Genomic DNA, 20,989 nt, shown 5'->3' with positions numbered 1-20,989 from the left:
CATCTGGAATAAAAGCGAAAGATATCGATCTTATTGCCGAGCGGATGTTGGCTTTGGTTCCATAATGTATGTTATCTGATGTTTTTCAGCCAGGAGGCAGATTCCAATTTCAAATGCAACGAAGCCAATAATGGCCATGATTTCGAGAGGATGGAATGGCTCGCTCTTTTGTGCAGTTGAATATGGACAAGCGTCGCGTCATTGCGCGGATGCATCAGAAGAAGATCAGTCAGGCGGCAATCGGTTTCAGCGTGGTCGCATCGCGGAAGCCGATCGTGGCACACTCTTCCCGGATGAGATCGACAGCATGTCCCCTGCTTTGCAAGGAAAGCTGTTACGGGTCGTCGAGGAGCGCGAGGTGCCCTCCGCGTCTGGTGAGCCACGCATCGTCGATTTGCGAATCGTCGCTGCCGCGAAGGATCACCTTGCCGGCGCCGTCGCGAACGGGCGCTTTCGTTCCGACCTCCTCTACAGGCTGCAGACGGTGCGGCTGCGAATTCCGCCCTTACGGGAGCGACGCGCGGATGTCAGCTTGCTCTTTGCCTACTTCCTCGGCGAAGCCGCCAGGCAATTCGGGCGCCCGCGCCCACTCATCAACGCAGCGATCAAGGCGCGGCCGATGTCGGATAGCTGGACAGGCAACGTTCGCGAGCTGCGCAGCTTCGCTACCCAGATCGTGCTCGGTGTGGGGCTAGCCGACAAGTATGAAGGCGACCAGCTCTCACTACCCGAGCAGATGGATCGCTTCGAGATCGGCATCATACAAGCAGCACTCATTTCCACCCAAGGCGACGTGGGAGAGGCTGCCGAAGCGCTCAAACTGCCGCGACGAAGACTCTATGCCCGATTGCAGCGCTATGGCATCGACGACGCGTCCTTCAGGGGGCGCCGCTGACAGAGTTGTCACCTCCATCTGATTGCCAGACTCATGATGCAATGATTTCGGATAGTCCGCGATTATAAGAATCGCACGGGCTCCGCGGCAGCACCGACCACGGAGCATGGCGTTGCCGGGAGGAGAATATTTACAGTGAGGTCGGCACGTCACCGTGATCGACCCGGCGCGAGAATTCCGTATCGATGCCCTGCGCGAGTTTGCCGGCCTGACCGATCCAGTCTTCGCGTTCAATACGTCCGGGAAAGGCCATGTAACTGCCGACCCATTCGGCATTTTCATGTGTCCATGCCGCGACCTGACGGAAGGTCCAGATACCGAGCTCGTTGAGCTTTTCCTCGTTGGCATGACCGATGCCGGAAATACGCTTCAGATTATCCGGAGCGACGCTAGGTCTTGCAACGCTCGGCGGACGTTTGCCGGGATGGCCGTCATTGCCAATGGGAGAGGCCGCTGGCAGCGACGTACCGGGGGCGGCTTCTGTTGCGCTCTGTGATTCCGATGCGGGTGCCGACGCCGCACTTGGTACCGATGCAGTGGCGACCGATGAGGACGTCAAATCGTCTGATGACGTGGGCACTTCGCCGAGCTCGACCCGATGTGAGAATTCGGTTTCCAGTCCTTTTGCCAGTTGCCCTGCCTGACCGATCCAGTCCTCGCGCTCGATGCGTCCCGGGAAAGCCATGTAACTGCCGACCCATTCGGCGTTTTCATGCGTCCAGGCCGCAATCTGGCCGAAGCTCCAGATGCCGAGCTCGTTGAGCTTCTCCTCATTGACGTGGCCGATGCCGGAAATGCGCTTCAGATCGTCCGGCACGATGCTGGCCTTTGCCGCAGCCGGGGGGCGTTTGCCGGGATGCTCATGCTCGCCAGAAACAGGGCCGGGCACCACGGAGGCCGATACGGGCGCCGCAAGCGGTGTTGGCGCAGGCGCGGGTGTCGCAACCGTCGCCAGGGACGGTGCACGCGTTGGAGCTGGTGACGGCGCTGGAGTTGATACTGGTATTGGCGATGGCTGCGGTGCAGGCGCGCCGGTCGAAGCCGCCGCCGCTTTGTTGTCCGCAACGAGCGGCTGCGTCGCGCGCAAGCTTGCGAGCCAGCTACCGAGGAAGCAGCCGACGATATAGCTGCCAACGAAGAGCAATGCGGTCTCCAGATAATGACCCACCAGGCCCGGAAGCCACTGCAGCACAGCCACGACGAAGCCGACAACGAACAAGACGCACAACAGCTTGAACCAACCGGGCCAGGACTGCGGCCACCAGCCGCTGGCCGACCGCAGGAATGAGGTGAAACCGACGATGCCGCCGAGTACCAATGCGAGCAGCATCCACAACCAGTACGTTGACAACAGATAGGTCATTGCCGCTTCTCCTATTTGACAGAGAATTCGATACGCCGATTGAGTGCCTTGCCTTCCTCGGTATCATTGGAAGCGAGCGGGTGCGAGGAGCCGAAACCGATCGCAGTTAGTCGGCTCGCCTGCACGCCTGCATCGGTCAGATAGGTGACGACCGCCTTGGCACGCTGCTCGGAGAGGGCAATGTTCGCCTTCTCATCCCCGCTCGAATCCGTATGGCCCGCCACCTCGATGTTTGAGCCCGGGCAACGATTGATCGTAGCAACGATCGTGTCCAACAGACCGGACGATACAGGAGAGATCTGGGCCTTGCCCGTTTCGAAGTTGATCTTCGATTTGGTTACGATCCCGTTGAGCATCGATTGGCAATTGACAGCGTCGACGGCCGGGGCCGGCGCACTGACCGTGATCGTTGCAGGAGCCGCCTTGAAGCCGTCTGGAAGTGCGGCTGCAAATCCGCTTTGGACACTGTTCACGGCGCCATCATAGAGCGCCTCGCCCGAGAGCATTGCATTCGTGCCGGAGAGCGAAAATGTCCCCTTTGCGAGACGCGACAAGGCATTCAATCCTGCGAGCGTGGCGTTTGCAAAGCCGTTCGGTGCGCCGGGAGCAGCGGTCAGCTGATCATCGACGACGTCACCCGGAAAGAGGCTCTTGGCCGTAACCAGAATCTTGCCATGCGTATCATCGTCCGGATAGTTGCCCGAAAGGGTGAGCTTCTCGTTGTCCCTTACAGCATCGAAACCGTAGGCCGTGGCGGTCGTGGCGACTGCAGTCGTTGCGGTAGCCGCAGCAGAGGTGGCCATCGAGGATGATCCCGCTGCGATGGCCGGAGGGTCCGTGGCGGGCGTTGCCGGCGCCATAGGCGCCGGTTTGGGTGCCGTAATGTCGGATTTGGCAAGCGTAAGGCCATCCGGCAGTGTTTTGAGCGCCGTGGTGATGGCGTTGTAGGCATCGCTTGTATCGGCATTGCCAGAAATCGTCAGATCGGTATCGGACAACGAAGCGCTGCCCTTTGCCAGTTTGCCCAGTTGGTCGATGCCGAACTGCGCGGCGCCGGCATAGCTGGCCGGGGCGCCGCTGGCATAGTACATTTCATCCTTGACATCGGTCCCGGCGAAGGTCGCTTTCGCGGCGGCGACAATCTTGTCGCGCATGTCGGGGGTTGGAACGCTGCCGGACAGGACAACGCTCGGACCCTCATGGGATATGGCCCAGTTGAAGGGCTTGGCGATGTCGGGCTCCTTGGCGTCGACCAGAACCTTGCGCACCCCCCAAACCTGACCCACGGACGCAGCGACCTGGTTTGCAGCCTCCGGAGAAAATACCACCCCGGCGAGAGCGACGTCCCGGCCCGCTACACTGAACACCGGACTAAGAACAGCCGACCCCAGGGACGAGCCCGCCCTGTTGTTGAGATCGCTGTTGATGGACTTTCCGGTAATGACGGTGGCGAAGATCCAGAGAATCGCAAGCGGGATCAGGCCCCACCACCATTTCGAAGGCTGACTCATGACTACCTCCCGAAACCAGATCGCAATGATTTAATTATTTAATGCGAATATACTTTAAAAGCTTATGGTTGCAACGAAAATGATCGCAGGCGCCTAGTGCGCCATGACGGCCCTAAAGCCGCACGTCGAATCTGCGGGATCACTGCAGATCAGTCCGCACACGTCACTAAGCGCGAAAGTCGTGGTTTCATAACTGTGTCATCGGGTCGAGATCATTGCTGTGTTGTGGGACCGTCGAGAACGACTGTCTCGATCCAGCGACAATAACACCGCTTGACGACCTGATAATCGCTTTAGCATTCGGGCAAATCTCGCCAGTGCTCCCCGAACGGGCCATCCAGATCAGCCCGATGACCGGCGCGTCATCGGGCTGGTAGACTCGAAAGAGCATTTCGCCGTCATTACTCGGCAAGGTCAAAGGCCGCGCAACGAAGCCTTCTGTTTTGCTTCGCCCTAGATTTACTTCGGGGTCACGTCGAAGCCGAACCACTTCTGAGACAGTTTCGCGATCGTACCGTCGGCCTTTGCCGCTGCGATCGCATCGTTGAACATCGCCTTCAGTTGGGTGTCGTCCTTGCGCAGGCCGACGGAACTGCCGCGACCGAGAAGGCCGCCCTGGAAACGTGGGCCGGTCACGGTCATATCTTCATTGCCGGGCTTTGCCGCCGCCGTCGACAGATAGGCCATGGACGCCATGATGAGATCGACGCGACCGGCCTTCAGGTCGAGGTCGTGCTGCTCGGTCGTCTTATACTCGCGAATATCGGCAACGCCCTTCAGATACTTGTCGAGGAAGGTTGCCGCGATCGATGCCGTCTGAACGCCGATCGTCTTGCCTTTGAGCATCGGTTCAAGCTCCTTCACCGCCTTGGCAGCACCCGCCTCATCCGTGGCGAGAGAAAACACTTCGCCCTTCAAAGGAAGGCCGACGAGAGGAGAGTCCTTCAGCGTTGCAAAAGTCTGGCCGGTCGTGCCGTAGGAATCGCTGAAGGCAATCACTTCCTCGCGCTTGGCGGTTGCAGACATGCCCGAAATGATGGCGTCGAATTTACCTGCATTGAGCGCCGGGATCATGCCGTCGAAGGGCTGGATGACGGTCGTGCATTCGACCTTCATGTGATCGCAGAGATATTTGATCAGTTCGATCTCATATCCATCCAGGCTGCCGTCCGCCTTGGTGAAATTCCATGGACGGAAAGCGCCTTCCGTCGCGATCGTCACATGCGTCCACTTCCTGTCCTCCGCGCGCACGACACTCGTCGTGACGAGCGTCGCAACCATCATGATCGCAGTCAGAAGTCCGGTCAGGTATTTCATGATCGAGTTCCCCATTGTGATTGAGCTTGAAATTATTGGCTGATGAACTGGCGGAAGCGTTCGGACCGTGAACCGGCAAACACATCCTGCGGCCTGCCGTCTTCCTCGACGACGCCCTTGTGCAGGAAGATGACGCGGCTTGAGACATCGCGCGCAAAACCCATCTCATGGGTAACGACGAGCATGGTGCGTCCTTCCTCGGCGAGCGCGCGCATGACCCTCAGGACCTCACCCACAAGCTCGGGGTCGAGCGCCGATGTCGGCTCGTCGAACAGCATCACCTTCGGGTGCATGGCGAGAGCACGTGCGATGGCTGCGCGCTGTTGCTGGCCTCCCGACAAGTGAGCCGGGTAGAAATTGCGCTTGTCGGCGATGCCGACCTTGGCGAGCAGCGCTTCTGCTTCCTCGATGCATTCGGCACGCCCCCGGCCCTGGACATAGACAGGCGCCTCGATCACGTTTTCCAGCACCGTCTTGTGGGACCAGAGATTGAAGCTCTGGAACACCATACCAAGCCGGGAACGGATGCGATCGACCTGCCTTCCGTCAGACGGGCGATGGGTGCCGCGCGCGCTGCGCTGCATGCGGATCGTTTCGCCCGCCACGGTCACCTCACCGGAATCAGGCGTCTCCAGCAAATTGATGCATCGCAGGAACGTCGATTTTCCGGAGCCCGACGATCCGAGAATCGAGACGACGTCGCCTTCCAGCGCATCGAGCGAGATACCCTTGAGCACCTCGACCGGCCCAAAGCTCTTGTGCATGTCGCGCACGCTGAGTGCGATCGGCGTGGCCGTCATTGCGGATCTCCTACGGGGGCCGCCACAGCGGCGGTATCGTGCGTCACCGGAACAGGCGGGCGCAGATGCGGGCTGAGCCGGTATTCGGCGAGCTGGATGAGGCGTGTCAGCACGAAATTGATCGCGAGATAGATGGCGCCTGAGACGACGAAGACCTCGATGGCGCGGTAGGTCTCCGAAATGATCTTCGCCGCAACGCCTGTGACTTCCATCAGCGTGATGATCGAGGCAAGCGATGTCGCCTTCACCATCGAGATCATCTCGTTGCCATAGCCCGGCAGGGCCTGACGGATGGCAAGCGGCAGGATGATGCGCCGGAACATCATGAGACGATGCATACCGCAGGCGCGCGCAGCCTCCACCTGTCCGTGCGGGACGGACAGCAGGCCGCCACGGATGATTTCGCTGGCATAGGCTGCAGTATTCAACGTCAGCGCCAGGACGGCGCACCAATAGGGATCGCGCAGGAACGGCCAGAAAATGCTGTGGCGGATGGCGGGGAACTGACCGAGGCCATAGTAGATCAGGAAGATCTGCACGAGCAGCGGCGTACCGCGAAAGACAAAGACATAGAGCCTGGCAAACCAGTCGAGGACGGTGAAACCCGACAGGCGAGCAAGCGCCAGGAGCAACGCCAGGATGGCGCCGAGGCAGATCGACGTTACCGCAAGTTCGATCGTCAACGGAATCGCCGCGACAAGGCTCACAAAAGTCTCTTCAAGGAACTGCCAATCCATCAGCGTTTCCTCACTCCGCGCGACAGATGCCGCTCGGCCTGCTGGATGATGAGGCTGGAAAAGGTCGAGATCATCAGATAGATCACCCCTGCGATCAGGTAGAAATCGAACGGCAGTCCCGTGGAGCCTGCGCCGACCTGCGCCTGGCGCAGTAATTCGGCAACGCCGGTGATCGAGACCAGCGCCGACTCCTTGAGGACGACCTGCCAGACGTTGCCGAGCCCCGGCAGCGCATGCCGCAGGGTCAGCGGCGCGATAATCCGGCGCAGCCGCAGCCAGCGCGGCATTCCGCAAGCAATGGCAGCCTCGATCTCGCCGGGATGCACGGCCTTGAACCCGCCACGCAGCACTTCGGTGAACTGCGCACCGGACGTGACACCAACAGCAAGGGAACCGGCCAGGAAGCCCGGAAAGCCGAGAAAACCTTCCGCCCCGAACAGCTTGCCGATCGCCGTAACGACCGCACTGCCGCCGAAATAGAAGAGATAGATGACCAATAGATCGGGGATGCCGCGAAGAACCGTCGTATAGGCGTCCGCCGTGGCCCGTGCAAAGCGATTACCGGCGATCTTGCCCCATGCACCGAGCGTTCCGATGCAGGCACCGACTGCATAGCCGGCGATCGCGACAAGAATGGTCATCCAGGCGCCTGCCAGAAGAGCATGACCCCAGCCATCCGGGCCGAAGCCGGCAAGCTCGAATAAGGTTGGCTGGTTCATGCGGTCGATCCGGAAGGGTGGATTTCAGCAACGGATGTCATGGTCTTAGCCTCGGCCAGGAACGATGGTTGCACGAGCGCTCAATTGGCGTCGAAGGTCGGCGTGAGGTCGATCTTGCTCCATTTTTCGGAGAGCTGCTTGATCGTGCCATCCTTGGCGGCCTGCTTGATGGCGTCGTCGAATTTCGCCTTCAGATCGGTTTCGCCCTTGCGCATGCCGAGAGCAACTTCCGTTGCCAGCATCGCCCCCTTCACCAAGGGACCCGACATCATCAGATCGTCGTTGCCAGGCTTACCGAGCACGGAGGTTTCGTAGACGCCGCTATCGAATCCGGCATCGACACGGCCCGCCTTCAGGTCGAGATCGCGCTCTCCAGAACTCTTATAGGCGCGCACCGTCACGTCGGATCCGAAGTAGGCGTTGATCAATTGCTCCTGGCTGGTCGACTGAACAACGCCGACCGTCTTGCCCTTCAGCGCTTTGCCGATCTCCGCCATCAGCGGATCGGCCTTTGCCTTGTCGTTCAGGTTCAACCGCTCGCCGGTCATCGGCAATACGGAAACCGGCCCATCCTTCAGAAGCAGGAAGCTCGCAACGCCACTTGCATAGGGCACGGTAAAATCGACCACCTGCTTGCGCTTCTCGTTGATGCCGAGCGTCATCACCAGATCGAATTTGCCGGCATTCAGACTTGGGATCATCGCGTTCCATTCGCCGGCGATCAGTTCGCAATCGACCTTGGCGCGCTTGCAAAGATCATTGATGAGATCAACGTCGAAGCCGGCAAGCTTGCCGCTCGAATCCATCAGGTTCCACGGCGGGAATGCTCCTTCGATGCCGACCTTCACCTGGGTCCAGTCCTTTGCACGGGCGGTCAGCGGAGCAAGAAAGGCGATCGCGCCGAATACGGCAGCAAGTATTTTTCTGTTTTCCATAATTTAGTTCCCCTTTTCGACCGCTTGGGCGGCCTTTTGTCATGTTTGGTATTCGCGGAGCGTCAGTCCTCCAGAGCCCTCTGCAGCGCCGCATTGGCTTCTCGCAATGTATGAGCGACGCGATTTCTCGTCTGACGCGCATGAACGACGTAAAAGGCGGTGTCCGCCGCCCCCTCGCCCAGTCTCGCCAGCGCGCGCAGCCCTTCCAGAGATGGCCAGGCGACGTGTGGGAGCGCGGAATCGGGATGGAAGCGTTCACCGCTGGTATAATTCAGCGGCACCAGATACCGCCCGGCACGCATCAGCGAGGCATCGACCCGCGCTCCCCTTTCCGGCGTGGGGTCCTGCACCTGCAGAAGCAAATTTGCATTGACGCGCAGGTCTTCGATGGCTTGGGACAGGCCGGAAATATCGAGACGGCCGGAAAGCGCTGCCTGCAATTGCCCGATCTGTTCGCCGAGAGAGGCGGCATATTGAGTGTAGTCCAGCGGCAGGACAGGTGACGTCAACAGCCGCCAGAGAACCTCGAGAACAATCGTCGTGTCTCGGCAAAGATTGTCCGGATCGATATGCTCCGCAGTGTCGTGCGGCGTATGCCACCACCACCCGAGCGCCGTCAGCATCTTGACCGGACCTGGCGGCTGATGGCTGAGGCTGCCGAACATCGAAGGGATGCCGACGCCCCAGAAGGATTGATCCGCCGCACGGCCATGACGCCTGCCGGCATGTTTCTGTCCGGTCACGCGCCCGATCACATCCGCCGCCAAAGGCCTGAGTTCGTCGATCACGCCGGAATTGGTGAGGACGGTCGCGCCCTCGCCGCCGGTGGAATCGACATTGACATGGACGGCGCAGCGGCGATCGAGTTCATCGAAATACTCGTCCGCATACCAGGCGGAGCCGGAATAGCGGCCATGCGAATGACCGGACCAGAAGCATATGCGCAAGCCCCGGCGCCACTCGGCCGCACGAAGCGCGAGCAGGCGCGCCGCCTCAAGCATCGTCGCGTTGGCACCGCCATTGTCCATGACCCCGAAATGCCAGGTATCATGATGGCCGGAAAAAAGGACGAAAGGCGCATCGTCGCCTTTCGGCTGAAGCTCGGCAACAAGCAGCGGCGTCTTGCGCCAACCCGTATCGACGTCCGCGCACAGCGTTGCAGCCACGGTTTCTCCGCATGCAAGCCTTTCGCGCAGGCGATCGCCATCGTCCTTCGCGATCGAGCAGATGACTGTCGTTGGCAGCTTGTGGCGCGTATGTTGCGACGGACTGCCCCAGACCGGCGAGACACACATCTCGTAAAGATGCTCGTTCGGGCTGATGTGAAGTTCGCCAAGAGCGCCGAAAGCACTCGCAAGAGCGGCCACTTCCTCGGTCGCGATACCATCGACCAGAACGATCTTGCCTGCAACATCCTTGCCTGCGAAATCGGCTTCGGTTCCTTCGCCGACGTGGATGAGCTTGCCAGTTACCCCTGCTGCTGATGTCGAGACCGACATGGAATGTGTGATACACCGAAGGCTTCCGCCGTCGATCTCGACCCTGGCGAAACCTGGCAGACTGATGAAAGCGTCGTGCGACAGAAGCTGTGTGCGATAACCAAAGCCATCCATCTCAGCCTGGAGATAGCGGAAACTCTCCAGCTCCTCGGCCGTTCCAGACAGCTTTACGCGGCGCGCGAATTCGCCGATATGCGCCATCAAGCGCGCGCTATCGGGCTTCAGACCGGCCTCAGCCATTGGCCTTCTCCGGCAGCGGCGGCTCGACATCGTCCGGGATCGGATTGACGAAGGGCGTGCCCTCAAGCCGTGCCTTGTGATCTTCCTTGGCAGCGGCGATGAGCGCGGGATTGCGGATGAGTTCGGCGGCCGTGCTCGCCATCACCTTGGCCGCATGTTCGGTGCCTTTGTGAGCAACCGGCAGCTTGCCCTGCGCGACGAGCTGCCAGGAGTGGCCGGGCGTGCCGATCGCATAGGTGGCGCCGCGCATCTGCACGGTCGGGACGACCCAGCTGACCGTGCCTACATCGGTTGAACCGACCAGCGTGCCGTCGCCCGCGTTCAACGGAAAGATTTCCTCGCAGAGCGCCTGGCCCTTCTTCGGCTTCAGCGCAAAACGGCCGTAGGAAGCGGCAATATCCTCCGCACTGAACGTCTGCTGGAACTTCCGCGCCGTCTCGCGATCTGCGTCGTCAAACACGGGCGGTCCGAGCCGATCCAGCTGCGAGAACATGCATTCCTCGAGCGGTGTATTGCCGACGAGATTGGCGTCGCCGCTGATGATCTCGCTGCGGACCGTCGTCTCCGTCATCAAGGCAGCACCGTCGGCAACTTTCTTGACGCGGGCGACCAGCAAGAGAAGCTCCGGCAGGGTCCGTGCCCGCACGAGATAGCGCACGGTGGCGCGCGCCTGCACTACATTCGGCGCCGCACCACCGGTATCGGTGACAGCATAATGGATGCGTGCCGTCGACGGCATGTGCTCGCGCATGTAGTTGACGCCGACATTCATGAGCTCGACTGCATCCAGCGCGCTGCGGCCGAGATGGGGCGTGGCCGAGGCGTGCGAGGCACGGCCGGAAAAATGAAAATTGATCTCGTTGCAGGCAAGCGAGATAGGATTGTTGACGCCGGCAAACGCCGCTGGATGCCAGGAAATCGCGATATCGACATCGTCGAAAACGCCGGCGCGGACCATGAAGCCCTTGGAAGAACCGCCTTCCTCGGCCGGGCAGCCGTAGTAGCGCACCCTGCCCTTCAGACCGTTTTCAGCAAGGAAATCCTTGACTGCGGCTGCGGCAAGCATCGAGCCGGCGCCCAGCATGTTATGGCCACAACCATGGCCATTGCCGCCATCTATCAGCGGCCGCTCCTCTGCAACGCCGGCCTCCTGGCTCAATCCCGGCAGCGCGTCGAACTCGCCGAGGATCGCGATGACCGGGCCGTCTTCGCCAGCCTCGCCCATGACAGCCGTCGGCAGGCCGGCGATGCCGCGCTCGACGCGAAACCCCTGGCGCTCAAGCATCTCAGCATGTTCTTCGGCGGATCGGTATTCCAGGTAATTCGTTTCCGGAATGTCCCAGATCCGATCGCTGAGCGCGAAGAACTCGGCGCTTTTCTTTTCAACGATGTCCCAGACCGCATCAGAATTTTGCATGGACTTGCCATCCGCCTCATATAATGGATACTAAATTGGTACCAATTTATGTGCCAATAAAAACGGATGCGCAAGAGATGAGCATGGATATTTTTTCAGCAAGGATAACGAGCGTCGTTGTTGAAAAATGCGGAGCTATGATAGTCATCGCCAACTTGGGAAGGTCTGGGAGAGCTGCATGAACTCGCTGGAAGCTGAAGCGGCAGCGTCGTCACACGAGGGAGAGGCGCCCGACGTGACCGAGCTTATCCTCCAGGACATCCTCGCGGGCAGGCTCCCACCCGGAACATGGCTGAAGCAGATCGATCTGGAGCGCCGCTACAACTGTACGAGGCCGCAGGTGCGGCGCGCGCTCGACCGCCTCGTGCAGAAGCGGCTTGTCGAGCATATTCCCAATCGCGGCTATCACGTGCACGAGCAGGATGGGCGCCGCGCCCAGGAAGTGAGCGATATCCGCGTGATCCTCGAAGTGGCGATCAGCGATCGCATTGTCGCCAATGCCGGCGATGCGGATATTGCCAATTTGCGCGCGCTAGCTTCGCGCTTCGACGATCTGGTGCTCAATGGCACCATGCTCGAACTTTATGAAGCCAACCTGGCGTTTCACCGCTATTTGCTGGTGCTTGCAGGAAACCAGGAGCTTGTCGAGCTCATCACCGAAATCCGTCAGCGCACCTCGTCGGCGCCGGTGTCGCAATGGCGCACCCGAGCCCGCATCGAGCAGTCCGGCCGCGAGCACCAACAGATGATCGACGCGATAGAGAAGCGCGACGTCGATGTGCTCAAGGAGCTGACCCGCAGGCATATTTTGCAGACATAGCTGATATCGACCACGGCCTGAATAGTGGAAGACGCGCCCGGCGTGGCCTGTCGGCCGGGCTTGTGATCCAGGCGCACATCGTAGGGCCGGTCACGACCTAACCATCTGCCCCCAATCAGTCGGTCCGTCTTGCGATGAACGGAATGATAGCGGCCGACAGAAACAGAACACCGCTATAGGCGAATGCGCTCCACCAGCCGATACCGTCGAACAGTATCCCGCCTGTGAAGGCACCTGCGGTAATTGCCGCCTGGATCAGCGCCACCAGCAGTCCACCACCCGCCTCGAGTTTGTCAGGAATGGTGCGGGTCATCCATGTGTTCCAGGCCACGGGAATGGGCGTGACAAAGAACCCGAACAGGCAGAGGAGTGCAGCGATCGCAATACCCGAGGGTGCCAGCGGGATCAGCAGCAGAGCGACCGCAGCGAGCGCCGCAGGGAACCCGACGAGGACGGCACCCAGATGCGCTCGCAGCAGGAAACCGATCAAGAAGGTGCTCAGCAGGCCAAAGAGGCCGATGCCGAGGAGAACGACCGACAGTTCGTTCACATCGAGCCTTGTTACGTCTCCAAGGACCGGTCGAAGATAGGTCGACAGTGCGAACTGGCCCATGAAGAACAAGGACATGGCCGCCATGTTGATAGCAAAGATGCGGTTTCGCAGCAGTCCGAGCGGGCTGCTCCCGGTATTCGTCGGACCGCCAGGCATCCGCGGCAAGGCGAAAATCTGCCAGACGAAGGCGATGATGCCGACCGGAACGACGATGAAGAAGGCACCGCGCCAGCCTATCAGCCCGCCGAGGAAGCTTCCCAGCGGCTGAGCGATGACCGTGGCCAGAGCAGTCCCGCCCTGCAACGTGGCAAGCGCCTTTGGAACATCCTGTTCGGCAGCGATACGCGCGACGATGGAGGTGGACGGGGACCAGAAACCGCCGATCGCGATGCCGATCAGCGCGCGGCCGAACATGAAGACGAGATAATTGGGCGCGAACGTGATCGCCAGACCCGAGAGCACCATCACGATCGTATAGGACAGGACCACCGTTCGGCGATCCAGCCGCCACAGCACCGTGTTGCTGAACAGGCTGGTGACGACCGCGAAAAACCCCGAAACGGAAATCGCCTGGCCCGCCTGACCCGCAGTAATGCCAAGCTCGTCAGCAATCGGTGTTAGCAGGCTGACGGGCAGAAACTCAGAAGCAACGAGGGTGAAGGTCATCAGCGTCATGCAGATGACCGCAGCCCATGGGCTGGCCGCACGCTCGACGGCGCGGTCATAGGTAGTTTCCATGTCAATTGTCCAAAGTTGCTCAGAACGGGCTGCTCAGCGGATAGTCTCGATGGTGACGGAGACGCTTGCTGCCGCGATGAGTTGTCTCTCTTTCATGGCCTGTTCCTCACATTCTGAGCAGCGCCTTGATGGCGCGGCGCTCATCCATGGCCTTGTAACCATGCGCGACATCGGCAAGCGGAACCGCCAGATCGAAGACCTTTCCGGGATTGATCTGACGGGTCATGATGAGATCGATGAGGTGGGGAAGGAAGCGACGCACAGGAGCCGGGCCGCCGAGCAGGTTCTTCTGCTGGAAGAACAGCATCTGCCCGTCGAGCTCGACGCCATGCGGAACGCCGACATAGCCGATCGAGCCGCCGGGTCGGGCGCTATTGATTGCCTGCAGCATGGATTCCTGGGTACCGACGCATTCAAGAACGGAATCAGCTCCGACCCCTGCAGTCAGTTCCTTGATCTTCGCCACGCCTGCATCGCCGCGCTCGGTGACGATGTCGGTCGCGCCATATTCGAGGGCAAGTTCCTGGCGTTGCTTGTGGCGGCTCATGGCAATGATGCGCCCAGCGCCCATCTGCTTGGCGGAGAGCACGCCCATGAGACCGACAGCGCCGTCGCCGACCACGACGGCCGTACAACCCGGAGCAACGCGTGCCGCATCTGCCGCATACCAACCCGTGCCCAAAACATCCGAGGCAGCAAGAAGGCTTGGGATCAGATCATCCGACGGCATGGTATCGGTCGCAACCAGGGTTCCGTCGGCAAGCGCAATCCGTGCATAGGGTGCCTGGGCCGCAGACATGAACTCGCGATGTTCGCAAGACGACTGAAAGCCAAACCGGCAGTGCGGGCATGTGTTGTCCGAAAGACAGAACGAGCCGACGACGAACTGGGCCGGCCGGATCGTCTTCACCTCACTGCCGACCTCCACGACGACCCCGCAGTATTCGTGCCCCATATGCTGTGGCCCGGTCACCGCCTGGATGCCGCGGTACGGCCAGAGATCGGAGCCGCAGACACAGGATGCAGAGAGCTTGATGATGGCATCAGTCGGCTTGAGGATCTTTGGTTCCGGGACTTCCTCGCAACGAATGTCACCGGGGGCATGAAGGACTGTTCCAAGCATGGCATGGTCTCTCGTCGGGGGCGCATTGCGCCCGATTGTTTCGTGATCGGGAGATCAGATAGCATTGCTCGATCCATCGGATTAGATAGGGTAATTTGCATGAACCTATCGAAAATTGATATTAATATGTCCTGCGAATTTGGGGTAGGACAAGGTTATGCCACGGGAAAATTTCAACGAACTGCTGGTATTCCTGGCCGTCGCCGAGGAGCGGAGCTTCACGAAGGCGGCCGCAAAGCTGGGTACATCGCAATCGACGCTCAGTCATGCAGTGAAGAAACTTGAAGAACGTCTGGGTATGCGCCTGCTGACGCGCACGACAAGAAGCGTTGGGCTGACCGAGGCGGGCGAGCGTCTGCAGCAATCCCTGTCGCCTCGCATTGCCGAGATCGAAGCGGACATCGAAGCATTGACCGTCTATCGGGAGCGACCGGCCGGAACCGTCAGGATCACCCTTTCCAACCATGCGATGGAGAGCGTCGTGTGGCCGAAATTGTCGTCCATCCTTGCCGATTACCCTGACATCAAGCTTGAACTCAGCGTCGATGGCAGCTTCCGCAACATCGTCGAAGACGGGTTCGATGCCGGCGTCAGACTTGGCGAAAGCCTCGAAAAGGACATGATCGCGGTACGCATCGGCCCCGACTGGAGGCTGGTGGCGGTCGGCTCTCCAGAATATTTTAGAACCAGATCCGTACCGCTGACGCCACAGGAACTGATGCGGCATAACTGCATTCGTCGACGCCTCGACCGCATCGGCGGTCTCTATGCCTGGGAGTTCGAGAAGGGTGGAGAGGAGATCCGGGTCAGGGCCGAAGGTCAGCTTACGTTGAATACCGACCGCGAGATGATATCTGCCGCCCTGGACGGACATGGAATTGCCTACGTTCCGGAAAGCTATGTCGAGCATCATCTGGAAGCGGGACGGCTTCAGATTGTCCTAGACGACTGGTGTCCGAAGTTCGCCGGCTACTACCTTTATTATCCCAGCCGCCGACAGAATCTTCGCGCATTCTCTGTCGTCATCGATGCCCTTCGGGAAAGAGGCTGAAGCCGCCCGAAAGGCAACGGCGGTGGCCGCCATGATGGGCATGTCAAATGACAGCCTCAGGTTCAAAATCTGACTCGACCGTGGTGACCGCGACCGCAAGCTGATAACCGCCATTGCGGATCGTTCTGAATATCGGCTCGTCAACTGTTTCGCCAAGCTTGCGACGCAGCCGGCTGATGAGAACATCGATCGAGCGATCGGCCGGATCGCGGTCACGCCTCTGTGTCAGGTCAAGCAGTTGATCACGCGACAGCAATCGGCCGGATCGCTCCAGAAATGCCTTGAGAAGATCAAATTCGGCGCCAGTCAGCGTGATCGCGTCGCCATTGCTCCTTGTTACCCGGCTACGCTGCGGATCAAGTATAATGTCCGCAAAGCGAAAGCATTTCGTCTGAGACTCTGATGGCGTTCTAAAATTCATGCGACGCAAGACAGCCCGGATCCGCGCAGTCAGCTCGCGAGGATTGAACGGCTTGCAGAGATAATCGTCGGCGCCGATCTCGAGGCCGAGGATACGATCGATGTCCTCCTTCAGCACTGTCAACAAAATGACGGGAACCCGACTGTGATGGTTCTGCAAATCGCGGCAGAGATCGAGACCCGATCCGTCCGGTAGCATGACCTCCAAAATTATGAGATCGGGAGGACACCGAGCAAGAATCTCCCTGCAGCCATGAAGATTGCTTACCGTCCTGACGCGGAAGCCTTGGTCGCCAAGATGTTCGCTCAGAAGGTGGCGAATCTTGTCGTCGTTATCAACGACCAAGATATCGGGGACGATCGTTAAATTCATGAATTTCCTCTATCGCCAATCCGGTTATCGCGGTCATTGCCGACGCTCAAACTGATGATCGCCAAGAACTGCCGAAGACCGCGGCTCAAGCCGCGGTTCTCCGGAGGCGGCGGTCAGCCATGACCATGTCCTCGGCGTGCATGATCGGGCCGGAATGCAACGGCTCCACGGTCCACGGGCGCAGGAGCTTCTGTGGCACTTTCGGGGGACAGGCCGATCCGACGCAGGAGCCGCTTCAGGACTGTTTCCAGGTCATCGACGAAGGTGAAAATGACGGGGATGACGATGAGGCTGAGCAGCGTCGACATCGTCACGCCGCCGATCACGACGATCGCCATCGGCTGACGGAAGCTTGAATCGCCACCCGTCAGGCTGAGGGCGACGGGAAGCATGCCCGACGCCATGGCAACGGTGGTCATGACGATCGGCCGCGCGCGCTTGTGACATGCATCGATAAGCGCGTCGAACCTGGACATGCCTTGCCGTCGCGACATGATCGCATATTCGATCAGCAGGATGGAATTCTTCGTCACCACGCCCATCAGCATAAGCAGCCCGATGACGGCCGCCATCGAGAAGCTCGTTCCCGTCATGACCAGCGGCAACAGCGCACCTCCGAGCGAGAGCGGCAAGGCCATCAGAAGCGTGAGCGGCTGCAGAAAATCGTGGAACAACAGGACGAGGACGGCATAGATACAGAACACGCCGATCGTCATGGCAAGGCCGAAGCTCTGGAACAGCTCCGAACTGCGCTGCAATTCCCCCTGCTCCACCAGCGTGACGCCCTGCGGCAGGTGCCGGAGCGCCGGCAATGCCTGCGCCTCGCGGTTGACGTCGCCGAGAATACGGCCGTTGAGTTCGACGGAAACGGTGACATTGCGCATACGGTCGATCCGGTCGATCTCCGAGGGGCTGCCACCGATGCGGATATCAGCAATCGATCCGAGATCGACGCTGCCATTCGTTCCGACCACCCGCATATTCTTGATGTCATCGAGATTGGTGCGCGTTTCCGGCGAGAAGCGTACGACGATCGGGATCTGGCGCTGCGGCAAGGTGAGCTTTGGCAGATCGGAGGAATATTCGCCGTTCGTCGCCACGCGCACGGCGCTGGCAATCGCGTTCGACGTTATGCCGAACGCTGCGGCTCGCGCAAAATCGGGCGTGATCTGGATTTCAGGTGCTTGTCTGGCCGCCGTCGATGTAACCGCTCCAATCCCCCGAAGCGTGCGAAGCTGCTCCTCCAGCGCCGTGCTTGCGCTGTCGAGTACGCCAGCGTCATCACCGGCAAGAGTGATGTCGAGCTTGGTGCCATTGCCACCACTGCCGACCTCCACACGTACTCCCGGAAGGACCGATAGTGCCTGCCGAATGTCGTTTTCGATCTCCGACTGCTTTCGATCCCGCTCCGAGATCGGCGTCAGGACGACCACGATCGTCGAGGAGGCAACATCGCTCGTGGAACTGCTGTCGATCCCGCCACCGGACGATGAAGAACCAACCGAGGAGAAGACATGCGTGACATCAGGCAGCACGCCGACAATATCGGCGGCCTTACGGGTCATTGCAGCGGTCTGCTGAATGGTGGAGCCAGGTTGCATCGTAAGCGTGATCTGCGTGCGAGCATCATCCGAAGCAGGCAGGAAACCGGACTTCAGGAAGGGAATGGTGGAAAGTGAAAGCGCCACGATGACAACCGTTATCGCAACCGTGGTCTTCCTGTAGTTCAAGGCAGCCTTCGCGACCCTCATATAGGTACGCATGATACGGCCATCCTTCTCCTCAGACGGATAAGCCTTCATGAAATAAGCTGCCATCATGGGTGTCAGCAGACGAGCAACCACAAGCGAGGCAAGGACTGCGACCGCAGCGGTAATCCCGAACTGCCGGAACAGAAGCCCCGGAATACCACCCATGAAAGCCGTCGGCAGGAAGACCGCAACAAGCGTGAAGGTGGTCGCAATGACGGCGAGGCCAATTTCATTGGCCGCCTCCATCGCGGCATCGATCGGCCGCTTGCCCATCTGCAGGTGGCGCGCAATATTTTCGATTTCGACGATGGCATCATCCACGAGGATGCCAACCACCAGTGACAGGGCAAGCAGCGTGATGATGTTGAGACTGAAACCGGCAAAATACATGGCGAGAAATGTCGGGATTACCGACAAAGGCAGCGCCACCGCCGACAGAATTGTCGCACGCCAGTCCCGAAGGAAGATCCAGACAACGATGATGGCGAGGATGGCACCCTCGTAGAGCATATGCATCGAACCATGGTAGTTCTCCATGATCGGTCCGATCGTGCTATAGGCCTGATCGATTTGCACATTGGAATGTGCTGCAGCGAATTTCTTCATCGCCATATCGACAGCTGCGGCGACCCCGCTGTCCGAAAAGCCTTTCGAGCGCTTGATCTCAACCGCCACCACCGGTTTGCCATCGAGATAGGCCATCGACGTTCGAGACGCAAAACTGTCCCCGACCGATGCGATATCGTCGAGACGCGCGGCTTGCCCGTTTGCCAGCGGGATTCTAAGTGCCTGCAGCGCTTCGACGGACGGCAGGTTTCCAAGGGTGCGCAATGTCTGCCGCGCCTCCCCGATTTCACCAAGGCCGCCCGACGTATCGGCCTGCACGGCTTTGAGCTGCGAGGACACGGTTGCCGCGGTGACCCCGAGCGATGCCATGGTCGACGGATCGAGATCAACATGCACCTCGCGATCGACGCCGCCAATACGGTTGACCTGACCGACACCCGACACGGACAGCAAGGCCTTGGTCAGATCGTTGTCGATGAACCAGGACAACTCGGTCTCGTTAAGATTGGTCGAGCGGACCGCATAGGTGACGAGCGCGGAGCTTTGGACGGTACTCTTGGTGACACTCGGCGTCTCCATTTGTGCCGGCAAGTCGGCTTTGACGCTATCGACGGCATTGCGAACCTCGTTGAGAGCCGCCTCGCTATCCTTGTCCAGTTTGAAGGAGACCTTGATCGACACGGTGCCATCCGTGATCGTCGTCGTGATGTGATCAAGATAGCTCAGCGTGGCAAGACTGTCTTCGATGGTACGTGCAACTTCCGTTTCGAGCTGCGTCGGTGCAGCACCATCGAGCGTAGCGGAGATATTTATGGTCGGAAGATCCATGTCCGGGAAGTTCTGGATCGCCAGCTGCTTGAATGCCCAGAGCCCGCCGAAGCCAAGCATCACGAACAGCAAAATCGCCGGCACGGGATTGCGAATGGACCATGCTGAAAAATTCATCAGTTCGTCTCCGCAATCTTGACAAGATCATTGTCCGACAGGAATGCGCCGCCCGACGTTACGACCTTTGCAGACCGGTCCAGGCCGGACACGATCTCGACCTCGCCATTGTTGCGGCGACCTGTTTCCACCCGTATCCGTCGCACCCGGCTGTCGTTGCCGGCCGCGAAGACGTAACTGAGCCCATCGCGGAAAACGATCGCCGTTTCGGGAACGGTCACGGCCGGCATCATCCGCAGCTCTATGCTGCCTGTGACGTAGAATCCGATCCGCGGCTGCATATCTGTGGGCAGCGCGACATAGATGATGGCGCGGCTGGTATCTGTACTCACCGACGGCCCGACCAGCCGCACCCTGCCCTCAATCGTGCGGCCGTCAGGGCCGTTGATGATGGCTTTCAAACCTTCCGAAATGCTCGGAAGGTAGCGTGCCGACACTTCCGCCTGCCATTCGACACGCTGCTGGCGAACCATGCGAAACAACTCTGTGCCGGTGGAGACGACCGCTCCAAGGTCGGCTGAACGCGAGGTTATCAAGCCGTCGTCCACGGCCGTAATCGTCGTTTGCCCAAGCTTGATCTTTTCGCTGTCGAGCGCCGCCTCCTCGGATGCGAGGCTTGCGGTTGCGGTCTGCTCGTCGGCAAAATATTCGGTGATTTTCTCGGCGGACAAGGCACCGGAGGTGCGAAGCTGTCGCGCCCGATCTGCGTTGGCCGTGGCTTTGGCAAGACTAGCCTTGGCCGTCGCTACAGCAGCTTCCTGTTTGCGAAGCTCGGCCAGAACACTGTCCTGCGATAGCCGCACCAGCGTCTGTCCCTTCTTCACCACGGATCCGACATCGACCAGGACGTCCGTGATGCGCAGGCCACTCGTTTCCGAAGCTATGATTGCGTCCTGCCATGATTTCAGCCAGCCGCTCGCCGGGACAGTTTCAGGCCAGCTCCGCAGCTCTGGTGTAGCCAGGGAAACGGTAAGAGCGGGCGCTGCGGCCTGTTCTGCTGCGGCATTTCGGAAGGGAAGGGAAAGGAGAAGCATAGCCGCGACGAACGCAGCTGCGAATCTTACGGACGGCTTTTTCAACAATGCATTCCTTGCGGTTCCTGACAGGAGCGCGAGCTGTTCCAATCGAGCAATCGATCACAGCTCATCGGCATCAATCAGTAGCCGGGCGAATGTTAAGTGCGGTCAAGTGAGTGTTAAGTTATGTAAAACTTGG

Annotated in this window: 17 protein-coding genes; 3 read left to right on the top strand and 14 right to left on the bottom strand. The window is 59.8% G+C overall.

Annotated elements, in window-relative coordinates; translation table 11 throughout:
- The first annotated feature begins 130 nt into the window (after nucleotides 1-130).
- Nucleotides 131-895, top strand: a complete 765-nt coding sequence (locus tag ABOK31_RS33190; RefSeq protein ID WP_349962018.1) for a sigma 54-interacting transcriptional regulator — start codon at nucleotides 131-133, stop codon at nucleotides 893-895.
- Between the two features lie 130 nt (nucleotides 896-1,025).
- Here ABOK31_RS33190 and ABOK31_RS33185 read toward each other — a convergent pair whose 3' ends face one another.
- The 9 genes from ABOK31_RS33185 to ABOK31_RS33145 all read right to left on the bottom strand — a co-directional run bounded on the left by ABOK31_RS33185 (nucleotide 1,026) and on the right by ABOK31_RS33145 (nucleotide 11,433).
- Nucleotides 1,026-2,258 (bottom strand): hypothetical protein, encoded by a 1,233-nt coding sequence (locus ABOK31_RS33185; protein WP_349962016.1) that lies wholly within the window; start codon nucleotides 2,256-2,258, stop codon nucleotides 1,026-1,028.
- 11 nt (nucleotides 2,259-2,269) lie between these two features.
- Nucleotides 2,270-3,769, bottom strand: coding sequence for an OmpA family protein (locus tag ABOK31_RS33180; RefSeq protein ID WP_349962014.1), 1,500 nt, complete (start codon nucleotides 3,767-3,769; stop codon nucleotides 2,270-2,272).
- Between the two features lie 459 nt (nucleotides 3,770-4,228).
- A complete protein-coding gene (locus ABOK31_RS33175) occupies nucleotides 4,229-5,086 on the bottom strand; it encodes a transporter substrate-binding domain-containing protein (RefSeq protein ID WP_174172346.1) in 858 nt (285 codons plus the stop codon).
- A 32-nt stretch (nucleotides 5,087-5,118) separates the two neighbouring features.
- Nucleotides 5,119-5,886 carry an ATP-binding cassette domain-containing protein gene (locus tag ABOK31_RS33170; protein WP_174172345.1) on the bottom strand — a complete coding sequence of 256 codons (768 nt, stop codon included), beginning with the start codon at nucleotides 5,884-5,886 and terminating at the stop codon, nucleotides 5,119-5,121.
- Nucleotides 5,883-6,623: an ABC transporter permease gene (locus tag ABOK31_RS33165; RefSeq protein WP_349962012.1), complete on the bottom strand. Its 741-nt coding sequence runs from the start codon at nucleotides 6,621-6,623 to the stop codon at nucleotides 5,883-5,885. The genes ABOK31_RS33170 and ABOK31_RS33165 overlap by 4 nt, the downstream gene beginning before the upstream one ends.
- Complete coding sequence (locus ABOK31_RS33160; protein WP_349962010.1) at nucleotides 6,623-7,342, bottom strand: ABC transporter permease subunit; 720 nt, start codon at nucleotides 7,340-7,342, stop codon at nucleotides 6,623-6,625. The genes ABOK31_RS33165 and ABOK31_RS33160 overlap by 1 nt, the downstream gene beginning before the upstream one ends.
- Nucleotides 7,343-7,422: 80 nt before the next feature.
- The gene (locus ABOK31_RS33155) at nucleotides 7,423-8,277 is read right to left on the bottom strand and encodes a transporter substrate-binding domain-containing protein (protein WP_349962008.1); all 855 of its coding nucleotides are present in this window, start codon (nucleotides 8,275-8,277) and stop codon (nucleotides 7,423-7,425) included.
- A gap of 62 nt (nucleotides 8,278-8,339) precedes the next feature.
- Nucleotides 8,340-10,016 carry a M28 family peptidase gene (locus ABOK31_RS33150; RefSeq protein WP_349962006.1) on the bottom strand — a complete coding sequence of 559 codons (1,677 nt, stop codon included), beginning with the start codon at nucleotides 10,014-10,016 and terminating at the stop codon, nucleotides 8,340-8,342.
- Entirely contained in the window at nucleotides 10,009-11,433 is a 1,425-nt protein-coding gene (locus ABOK31_RS33145; RefSeq protein WP_349962004.1) for a M20 family metallopeptidase, read from the bottom strand. The genes ABOK31_RS33150 and ABOK31_RS33145 overlap by 8 nt, the downstream gene beginning before the upstream one ends.
- Nucleotides 11,434-11,611: 178 nt before the next feature.
- Here ABOK31_RS33145 and ABOK31_RS33140 point away from each other — a divergent pair, with 178 nt between their 5' ends.
- Nucleotides 11,612-12,253: a GntR family transcriptional regulator gene (locus tag ABOK31_RS33140; protein WP_349962003.1), complete on the top strand. Its 642-nt coding sequence runs from the start codon at nucleotides 11,612-11,614 to the stop codon at nucleotides 12,251-12,253.
- Between the two features lie 115 nt (nucleotides 12,254-12,368).
- On the opposite strand, the gene ABOK31_RS33135 is transcribed toward ABOK31_RS33140, so the two are convergent.
- Entirely contained in the window at nucleotides 12,369-13,544 is a 1,176-nt protein-coding gene (locus ABOK31_RS33135) for an MFS transporter (protein ID WP_349962001.1), read from the bottom strand.
- A 106-nt stretch (nucleotides 13,545-13,650) separates the two neighbouring features.
- Nucleotides 13,651-14,667: a zinc-dependent alcohol dehydrogenase family protein gene (locus ABOK31_RS33130; protein WP_349962000.1), complete on the bottom strand. Its 1,017-nt coding sequence runs from the start codon at nucleotides 14,665-14,667 to the stop codon at nucleotides 13,651-13,653.
- 157 nt (nucleotides 14,668-14,824) lie between these two features.
- On the opposite strand from ABOK31_RS33130, the gene ABOK31_RS33125 reads away from it, so the two are divergent.
- Nucleotides 14,825-15,718 (top strand): LysR family transcriptional regulator, encoded by an 894-nt coding sequence (locus ABOK31_RS33125; RefSeq protein WP_174172336.1) that lies wholly within the window; start codon nucleotides 14,825-14,827, stop codon nucleotides 15,716-15,718.
- 43 nt (nucleotides 15,719-15,761) lie between these two features.
- On the opposite strand, the gene ABOK31_RS33120 is transcribed toward ABOK31_RS33125, so the two are convergent.
- From ABOK31_RS33120 to ABOK31_RS33110, 3 genes are all read right to left on the bottom strand, one after another.
- Nucleotides 15,762-16,511: a response regulator transcription factor gene (locus ABOK31_RS33120; RefSeq protein ID WP_349961998.1), complete on the bottom strand. Its 750-nt coding sequence runs from the start codon at nucleotides 16,509-16,511 to the stop codon at nucleotides 15,762-15,764.
- A 113-nt stretch (nucleotides 16,512-16,624) separates the two neighbouring features.
- Nucleotides 16,625-19,774: an efflux RND transporter permease subunit gene (locus tag ABOK31_RS33115; protein ID WP_349961996.1), complete on the bottom strand. Its 3,150-nt coding sequence runs from the start codon at nucleotides 19,772-19,774 to the stop codon at nucleotides 16,625-16,627.
- Nucleotides 19,774-20,880: an efflux RND transporter periplasmic adaptor subunit gene (locus ABOK31_RS33110; protein WP_234910252.1), complete on the bottom strand. Its 1,107-nt coding sequence runs from the start codon at nucleotides 20,878-20,880 to the stop codon at nucleotides 19,774-19,776. Before ABOK31_RS33110 ends, ABOK31_RS33115 begins: the two co-directional genes overlap by 1 nt.
- Nucleotides 20,881-20,989: the final 109 nt, after the last annotated feature.

This window comes from Rhizobium sp. ZPR4 (genome assembly GCF_040215725.1).
GTDB lineage: Bacteria > Pseudomonadota > Alphaproteobacteria > Rhizobiales > Rhizobiaceae > Rhizobium > Rhizobium rhizogenes_D.
This window is presented reverse-complemented; position numbering and strand designations above follow the sequence as displayed.